This window comes from uncultured Acetatifactor sp. (assembly GCF_948601915.1).
GTDB lineage: Bacteria > Bacillota > Clostridia > Lachnospirales > Lachnospiraceae > Acetatifactor.
In genome coordinates this window covers 1-8088 of sequence record NZ_CAPDXS010000193.1, presented here as the reverse complement: position 1 = coordinate 8088, position 8088 = coordinate 1, and the positions used below count along the sequence as shown (strand labels likewise).

Genomic DNA, 8088 nt, shown 5'->3' with positions numbered 1-8088 from the left:
AGCTGTTCTTTCTTTCTGCCCTGAATATGATACTTCACTTAGGTATTATACCACAAACCTTTACACGTTTACAAGCAAAAGAGGCTGCCGGGAGTGCCGGGAGCGCAAAGAGAATGCCCGCCCATGTACAAAAGGTCAAAATAAACCAATCAAATAGCCAGTGACGCGAGGTCGATACAGACCTATAATCAGATTATCACAGGAACGGTTTTCTGAAGAAAATATACTGTAGACCGTCAGGATTTACAGTGATGCCTTCAGGAAAATGCCTGGCTGGCGGTCTGTAGTCGGGTTGTACTGTAAGGTTAACTGGTGTGCAGTATAAAATCATCAAAAGGGAGGTCAAACATGAGGAAACAATCATTCAAGGCATGCGGCGCGGCACTGGCCGGAATCGTCATGGCGGCGGGGCTGCTCACAGGCTGCGGCAATGGCGGGGGGACAAATGAAACCAGTCAGCCGGCACAGGGATCCGGTACGTCCCAGGCGGATGCAGCCGGAGATTCGGCACAGGAGAGCGGCGCGGAAGGGACGGATACGGAGGACGGCGGCCAGGAGGGAGAGCTGATTCCCATCTCCTTCGCCAGGACTACTGACGCCTCTATCGAGTCCAACATCTTCGCCCAGATTGATGCCAGCTGGGAGGACAATCTCTGGAACGACCTGTACGCGGACGAGGTGGGCGTGCAGGTGGTCTACAAATGGGTGGCCACGGACGGCGACCAGGGGAAGCAGAAGCTCAACGGCGCCATTGCCTCGGGAGACATCCCGGACGTGTGCCAGGTGGACAAGACTACCATGAAGCAGATGGCCGACGCGGGGCTGATTGTGGACATCGCGCCCTATTTTGAGCAGTATGCCAGTGACAGGCTCAAGAAACTGATTGAGGACGCAGGCCCGCAATGTATCGAAGCCGCTACCTTTGACGGCGTGCAGTACGGCTTCCCTTTCGTGGACTGCGACATAGAGACAGCCGATATGCTGTGGATCAGGCAGGACTGGCTGGACAAAGCAAATCTGGAAGCACCGAAATCTATCGATGAGCTGGAGGCTGTGATGAAAGCTTTCGGGGACATCGCCGGTGACGGAGCGGTGGGCATGCGGATCGGCAACACAGCTAACATTCCCGGATTCTTCCATGGCTACGGCGTATATCCCGGCTACTGGACAGTGGCGGAGGACGGAAAGCTCCAGTACGACAAGGCCACCGCGGACATGAAGGAGCCCCTGGCAAAGCTGGCCCAGTGGTATCAGGAAGGCCTGTTGGACAAGGAGTTCTACGTAAAGGATGACGCAGCTTCCATCGAGCCTCTGGTGGCAGGGAAATGCGGCGTGGTGTATGCATGGCATGCCTATGGGCTGTACCCTTTGCAGGACAGCGCTTCCGCAGATCCGGAGGCGGACTGGAGGCCATTCTCCATCATTCCCTCCGCTGAAGGCGCTTTGGTGGAGCCGGGCATCCGGATGGCCACCAGCAGCTGGTATGTAGTCAGCGCCAAGTGCGAGCATCCTGAGAAGTTCATCGAGATGCTGAACCTGTACTGCGAGAAGAGCTTTGGCGATGACACCGCCGAATATGCCAAGTACATCAATCCCGGCGGGGACATGGAAGGGCTCTGGAGACTGTCTCCCGTGTCCCTGAACACGCCCAACAAGAACCAGATCACCACAGGAAAGGTGATTGCCGCCATGACGGACGGCTCCACCGAGGGAATGAACGGCGAAGAGACCAATATGTACAACTACTGCAAGGCGAACCTGGACGGGGACAGGAGTCTGTGGGGCTGGAACATCGAATTCAACGAGGGCGGTTCCCAGACTGTACTGATTGGCTATCAGGAGGCGGGCAATCTGGTCTATGACGAGTTCTACGGCGCGCCTACGGACACCATGACCAGCAAATCCGGCACCCTGGAGGCCATGCTGGACGAGGCCATCGTGAAGATTGTATCCGGGCAGATGAGCGTAGATGAATACGACTCCGTCATCGAAAGCTGGAAGGCTGCGGGCGGAGAGCAGATCATCCAGGAAGTGAACGACTGGTATCAGACCAGGTAAACAGGAGCGTACATATTTTTGAAGCCTGCGGGGCTACAGGCCTTTGACGAAGGGATGCGGCGTGAAGTCCGAAAGGATCGAATGCCGCGTTCTTTTGTGCGCGGAACCGCAGGCAAGGGCGCGCCGCGCCCGGAGAGGAGTGAACATAGATGAAGAAAAAGGGCTATAAAAGGAAATACACCGCCGCCATGTTCCGGCGGGAGCTGCCGCTGCATTTCATGATTCTGCCCGGGCTGGCATTGGTGCTGCTGTTCAGCTATGTGCCCATGGGAGGGCTGGTGATGGCTTTCCAGGATTTCATTCCCAGCAAGGGGCTGTTCGGGGACCAGAAATGGTGCGGGCTGGAGAACTTCCGCTTCGTATTCAGCCTGCCGGGCTTCAACAGGGCCTTGCAGAATACCATCATCATCGCGTTCTGGAAGATTGTGCTGGGGCTGCTTGTGCCGATTGTGTTCGCATTACTTTTGAACGAAATCCGATCCGTGAGGGTGAGCAAGTTCGTACAGACCATCTGCTACCTCCCCTATTTCATGTCCTGGGTCATCTTGGGGGGCATCCTGGTGGACGTGCTTTCCACTGGCGGCATCGTCAACCAGGCCCTGAACAGCCTGGGGCTGGACAGCATCTTCTTCCTGGGGGACAATCAGTACTTCCGCACTACGGCCATATGGTCGGACATCTGGAAGAATTTCGGGTACGGCGCCATCGTCTACCTGGCGGCCATCCTGGGGATAGACACAGAGCTGTACGAGGCGGCCAGAATCGATGGAGCAGGCAGATGGCAGCAGACCTGGCATGTGACCCTGCCCGGCATGCGGATGATCATCGTGCTGATGCTGGTGATGAGCCTGGGCAATGTGCTGAACGCGGGCTTTGACCAGATATTCAACCTCTACAGCCCGGCGGTCTACGAAAGCGGCGACATCATCGACACCTTCGTGTACCGGATGGGTGTCATCGATGCCCAGTACGGCCCTGCCACGGCGGTGGGCATGTTCAAGTCGGTGGTCTCCACAATCTTCATTTCGGTATCTTATTTACTGGCATATAAGTTTGCGGATTACCGCATTTTCTAAGGAGGGCGGCATGCAGAAAAAATCAGTTAGCAGGATTGTATTTGAAATCATCAACTATTGTATCATGTTTTTGCTGACGGCGGTATGCCTGCTGCCGGTAATCCATGTGCTGGCCCTGTCTTTTTCCAGCAATACGGCTGCTGCTGCCGGGCTGGTGAAGCTTTTGCCTGTGGAGTTCACCACCTATTCCTATCAGTATGTGGCGGGCAGGAAGGAGTTCTGGAACGCGGTGCTGCGCTCCCTGCAGCGGGTGGGAATCGGGGTGCCCCTGTCCATGCTCCTGACTATCCTGATTGCCTATCCTTTGTCCAAGGAAGCGGACAGGTTCCGGTTCCGGACAGTGTATGTGTGGATATTCTTCTTCACTATGCTGTTCTCCGGCGGCCTGATTCCGGGCTATATCCTGATTCAGAACCTGAAGATGATGGACAGCATCTGGGCACTGATTCTGCCCATTGCCGTGTCCGTGTACAATGTGGTGCTGATGCTGAATTTCTTCCGGGGGATTCCCAGGGAGCTGGAGGAGGCGGCCCAGATTGACGGGGCGGGGCATCTCCAGACTTGCTTCCGGATTTATGTGCCCTGCGCCCTGCCCAGCATCGCCACCATTTCCCTGTTCACCTTCGTGGGCCACTGGAACAGCTGGTTCGATGGGCTGCTGTTCTCCAATTTCTCCCAGAACTATCCGCTGGCCTCCTACCTGCAGACCGTGGTGGTGAAGCGGGACATGGCGCTGATTGGGGCGGGAGACCTGTAGGCCCTCCAGAACATTTCCGACAGGACTGTCAGGTGCGCCCAGATTTTCATGGGCATGCTGCCCGTGCTGGTGGTATACCCGTTCGTGCAGAAATATTTCGTGAAAGGGATTGTGGTCGGCTCCGTGAAGGGGTAGGGGCAGAGCGACTTTACCCTTTAGTGCTGTCGAGCAGCGACTTTAAATAGGAGAAAAAAGAGATGAAGCTGATAGATTTAATGACACAATATACGAAAAATCCATTGGGACTGGAAGACTCTCATCCTGTCTTCTCCTGGAGATGGGAGGTGGATGAGGGCGAGGTTAGCCGGTTCCAGAGCGCCTGGAGGATTCAGGCGGCGGGCAGCCTGGAGGCCCTGGAGAGAGGGGAGGCCGATGCCTGGGATTCCGGAAAGGTTCCCGGAGAAAGGCCCTTCGGCATGCGCTACGGCGGCAGGAGGCCGGAAAGCAGGGAGCGGATCTACTGGCGCGTCATGGCCTGGGACGACTGCGGGCAGCAGACGGACTGGAGCGAGGCGGCCTGGTTCGAGATGGGGCTATTGGAGGAGACGGACTGGGAGGCCCGGTGGATCGGCAGGCACAAAGAGGAGGACGCGACGCCGCTGTTCCGGAAGACCTTCCATGTAAAAGAAGGGGAGATGAAGAAAGCGCGCCTCTATGGCTGCGGCCTGGGGCTGGCGGACGTATTCCTCAACGGTGAGAAGACAGACCGGGATTACTACGAACCATGGGATTCTGATTATCGAAAAACCGTCTATTATAAGACATGGAGCCTGGACGGGAAGCTGCGCCCGGGGGAGAACGTGCTGGGCTTCTGGCTGGGGAACGGCCAATACCGGAATTATGAGGAGGTCTATACGCTGCCCGCCCGCTACCAGAAGACCGACGGCTGGCGGGAGAAGGACTCCGGATTCTACGGGGACGCCAAGGGAATCTTCCAGCTGGAAATCTGGTACGGGGACGGCAGCGTCCAGCGGATCGTGACGGATGAAAGCTGGCAGTATGCGGCAGGCCCTCTGGTATTCTCCAACTGGTACGGCGGGGAGGACTATGACGGGCGCCTGGAGATAGACGGCTGGTGCGAGTCGGGCTGTTCCTATGGAAACTGGCAGCATGCTGTGGAAAAGCAGCCGCCCGCCGGAAGACTGACGGCCAGGAACACGCCGCCTATCGGTATCGTGGAGGAGCTGGTGCCCATAGCTGTCTGGCCGATAGCGAACGGACACTATATCGTAGATATGGGAAAGAACAGCGCGGGCTTTGAAAAGCTGATTCTGCGGGATACCACGCCGGATATGGCCGGGCGGAAAATCGTCATATACCCGGCGGAGACACTGGGAGAGGACGGAGGCGTAGATCAGTACAGCTGCACCCAGGGGGATCCCGGGACAATCTGCGACACCTATTGGATCAGGGGAAAGGGGGCGGAGGAATGGCAGCCCAGATTCTGTTACCACGGCTTCCGCTACCTGGAGGTGGAGGGCTTCCCGGGGGTGCCGTCCAGGGACAATTTCCGAGGGTACCGCCTTCGGGTCCTGAATGAGCAGACCGGCAGCTTCGAGAGCTCGGATAAAGTCCTCTCCGCTATTGACAGAATCACCACACGTTCGATAGAGTGTAATATGATGAGCGTCTTCACGGACTGCCCACAGATTGAGAAGCTGGGGTGGCTGGAGACCACGAACCTGATGTTCTTCTCCATGTCCCAGAGCTATGACATCAGGGCATGGATGGGCAAAATCCTACGGGACATCCTGGATTCCCAGTATGCAAACGGCTATATCCCCGCCATCGCGCCGGAGTTCCAGCGGATCAGCGGACTGGCCCACGCCCCCAACTGGAGCGGCGTCTGCGCCCTGATGCCATGGGACTACTATGAGGCTTACGGGGATACCGGACTGCTGGAAAAGGCATATCCCGCCATGAAGCGGTATGTGTCTTACCTGGAGGAGGAGACCAGGCCGGACAAGTATATTTTATACCACATCCAGATGGGCGACTGGGGCGCTTTCGACACTACAACGCCCAGGGAGCTGGTGGGGAGCTGTGCATTCTACAATATCGTGGATGTCACTGCCCGGACGGCCGTGCTGTTGGGGAAGCCCAAAGAAGCGGAAGAGTACAGGACTTTGGCAGAAAAAATTCGGCATTCCGTCAATAAGCGATTCTATCACCCGGAAACGGGCGTCTACGGATCCGGCAGCGAGGCAAGCTTCGCCTGCCCTCTGTACGCGGGGGTGGTGGAGGAGCAGAATATTCCCCGGACAGTGGAGCTTCTGGTGGAGGAGGTGCACCGGAAAGGCGACCATCTGTCCACAGGGGAGGTGGGGTTAAAGCAGCTCTTCACGGCGCTGGCCCGATACGGCAGGAGCGATGTGGTGTACCGGATCGTCACCAACCGCACCCAGCCCAGTTATTGGTACTTCGTGGATAGGGGAGCAACTACGTTGCCGGAATACTGGGACATGGAGAGATCCCAGAACCATGCCATGATGGGGCATGTAAAAGAGTGGTTCAGCCGATATCTGGCGGGAATCGACTTCCTGGAGCCGGCCTACCGCAGAATCCGGATACGGCCCTGCCTGCCGGAGGGCGTGGAGCATGCGCGAGCCACGGTCCCCAGCCCCTATGGACAGATTTCCTTCGCCTGGAAGCAAGGGAGGACAGGCCTTGCCTGTGAGCTGGAGGTTCCTTTCGGTACCCAGGCACAGGTGTGGCTTCCGATAGAGGGGGAGCAGGAGCTGACGGTGAACGGTCAGCGAAAGGCAGATGCCCGCATGGCAGGGGAGGGCCTCCTGGACGTGGGGACATTTTCCCGGGGCAGATACAGCATCCTGCTGAAAAAGGCCTGACCGTGAAAACGCCAGGAGCCGGGCTTGCCTGTAACCGGCATGAAAGGCGGCAGATTATGGGGCGGAACTGGCACTGGCGCGTCAGGCCGGGCCGATATGCGGGATACCTGCCCCAGGCGAAAACGTGTCTGGGAGACCGCCCAGACGCAGAACCGCAAAGGAGGATTCAGGCTATGGAAGAGGCGAACGTCAAAAAGCGCTACGCATTGAGCCCTGCCGAGCAGCAGTACAAGATTCTGTTCCAGGCCGCATCCTGCTGGTATGATGCGGAGAGATACAGATACCATACCTGGCAGGAATTCAACGAAATATACCAGCAGGGCGTCCGGGGGGGTATCCAGGTGCCGGAAGCCCCGCCCTCGGATATGCAGGAGGAGCTGTCGGAAAGCTATATCATGGAGGGAGCGGACGTGAACGTCTTCCTGAATGCCAGATACTGTCCGCCCTTCTGGCATCATCTGAAATTCATCAAGATAACCTGTGTACTGAACGGGGAATGCTTCTTTTACGCAAAGAACGGCGGTCGGCAGACGCTGACAGCGGGGAACTTCATCATCGTGCCGCCGGATGTGGAGCAGACCATTTTCTCCTTTCATGATGATGATGCTGTAGTCAATATCGTCATCCGAATCAGCACCTTTGAGAACGCCTTTTCTACGCTGTTGACAGAGTCGGAGGTGCTGTCCCGGTTTTTCTGGAAAGTGCTGTACGGCAGGGATGAGAGCAGCGTGATATGGTTCCGCTGTGCCCCGGATAAGCGGCTGAAGCGCTATGTGCTGGACATGTTCGATGCCCTGGAGAGGAGGCTCCCCAACAGCAATTTCCTGCTGGTGAGCCATACCATGGCCTTTCTGGCCTATGCCCTGAGCTATTATCAAGACAGGATGGTATCCCTGAAGCAGGGCAGGATGGCCAGCGACAAGCTGCCCATCATCATCCGCTATATCCGAGAGAACTACAGTACCATCACCCTCTCTTCCCTGGCGGAGCATTTCCATAAAAGCGAAAGCTATCTCTCCCGGTATATCAAAAGGGAGACAGGACATTCGCTGACCTTTCTGCTGCGGGAGTTCCGGATGAAGCAGTCGGGCGTCATGCTGCGCAATTCCGGGCTCAGCGTGGAGGAAATCATGCTGCACACGGGATATACGGACATCAGCTATTTCTACAAGACGTTCAAGAAATACTACGGGATGACTCCCATGGCCTACCGCAGCCAGGCGAAAATCATTAATCTCTGACCTTTCCCTGACTGCGCCGAACTTTCCGTCACCCTCTATTCCTTTTCATACGTCACCTGGCAGGACTTCCGGAAGCAGGCCAGGCCGTACTTATGGATTGTCTCCAT

5 protein-coding genes are annotated in these 8088 nt (G+C 56.9%); all 5 read left to right on the top strand.

Annotation, left to right across the window (positions count from 1 at the left end):
- Window positions 1–348 precede the first annotated feature (348 nt).
- The 5 genes from Q2B33_RS22050 to Q2B33_RS22030 all read left to right on the top strand — a co-directional run bounded on the left by Q2B33_RS22050 (window position 349) and on the right by Q2B33_RS22030 (window position 7981).
- The gene (locus tag Q2B33_RS22050) at window positions 349–2058 is read left to right on the top strand and encodes an extracellular solute-binding protein (RefSeq protein ID WP_300572596.1); all 1710 of its coding nucleotides are present in this window, start codon (window positions 349–351) and stop codon (window positions 2056–2058) included.
- 149 nt (window positions 2059–2207) lie between these two features.
- A complete protein-coding gene (locus tag Q2B33_RS22045) occupies window positions 2208–3134 on the top strand; it encodes a sugar ABC transporter permease (protein ID WP_300572593.1) in 927 nt (308 codons plus the stop codon).
- A 10-nt stretch (window positions 3135–3144) separates the two neighbouring features.
- Window positions 3145–3891 (top strand): carbohydrate ABC transporter permease, encoded by a 747-nt coding sequence (locus Q2B33_RS22040; protein ID WP_330687860.1) that lies wholly within the window; start codon window positions 3145–3147, stop codon window positions 3889–3891.
- 197 nt (window positions 3892–4088) lie between these two features.
- Window positions 4089–6740 carry a family 78 glycoside hydrolase catalytic domain gene (locus Q2B33_RS22035; protein WP_300784199.1) on the top strand — a complete coding sequence of 884 codons (2652 nt, stop codon included), beginning with the start codon at window positions 4089–4091 and terminating at the stop codon, window positions 6738–6740.
- A gap of 173 nt (window positions 6741–6913) precedes the next feature.
- Window positions 6914–7981 carry an AraC family transcriptional regulator gene (locus Q2B33_RS22030; protein WP_300784197.1) on the top strand — a complete coding sequence of 356 codons (1068 nt, stop codon included), beginning with the start codon at window positions 6914–6916 and terminating at the stop codon, window positions 7979–7981.
- The last annotated feature ends 107 nt before the right edge of the window (window positions 7982–8088 follow it).

Coding starts and splice junctions, on each gene's coding strand:
- Q2B33_RS22045 (WP_300572593.1), top strand. CDS start 2,208: ATGAAGAAAAAGGGCTATAAAAGGAAATACACCGCCGCCATGTTCCGG.
- Q2B33_RS22050 (WP_300572596.1), top strand. CDS start 349: ATGAGGAAACAATCATTCAAGGCATGCGGCGCGGCACTGGCCGGAATC.
- Q2B33_RS22030 (WP_300784197.1), top strand. CDS start 6,914: ATGGAAGAGGCGAACGTCAAAAAGCGCTACGCATTGAGCCCTGCCGAG.
- Q2B33_RS22040 (WP_330687860.1), top strand. CDS start 3,145: ATGCAGAAAAAATCAGTTAGCAGGATTGTATTTGAAATCATCAACTAT.
- Q2B33_RS22035 (WP_300784199.1), top strand. CDS start 4,089: ATGAAGCTGATAGATTTAATGACACAATATACGAAAAATCCATTGGGA.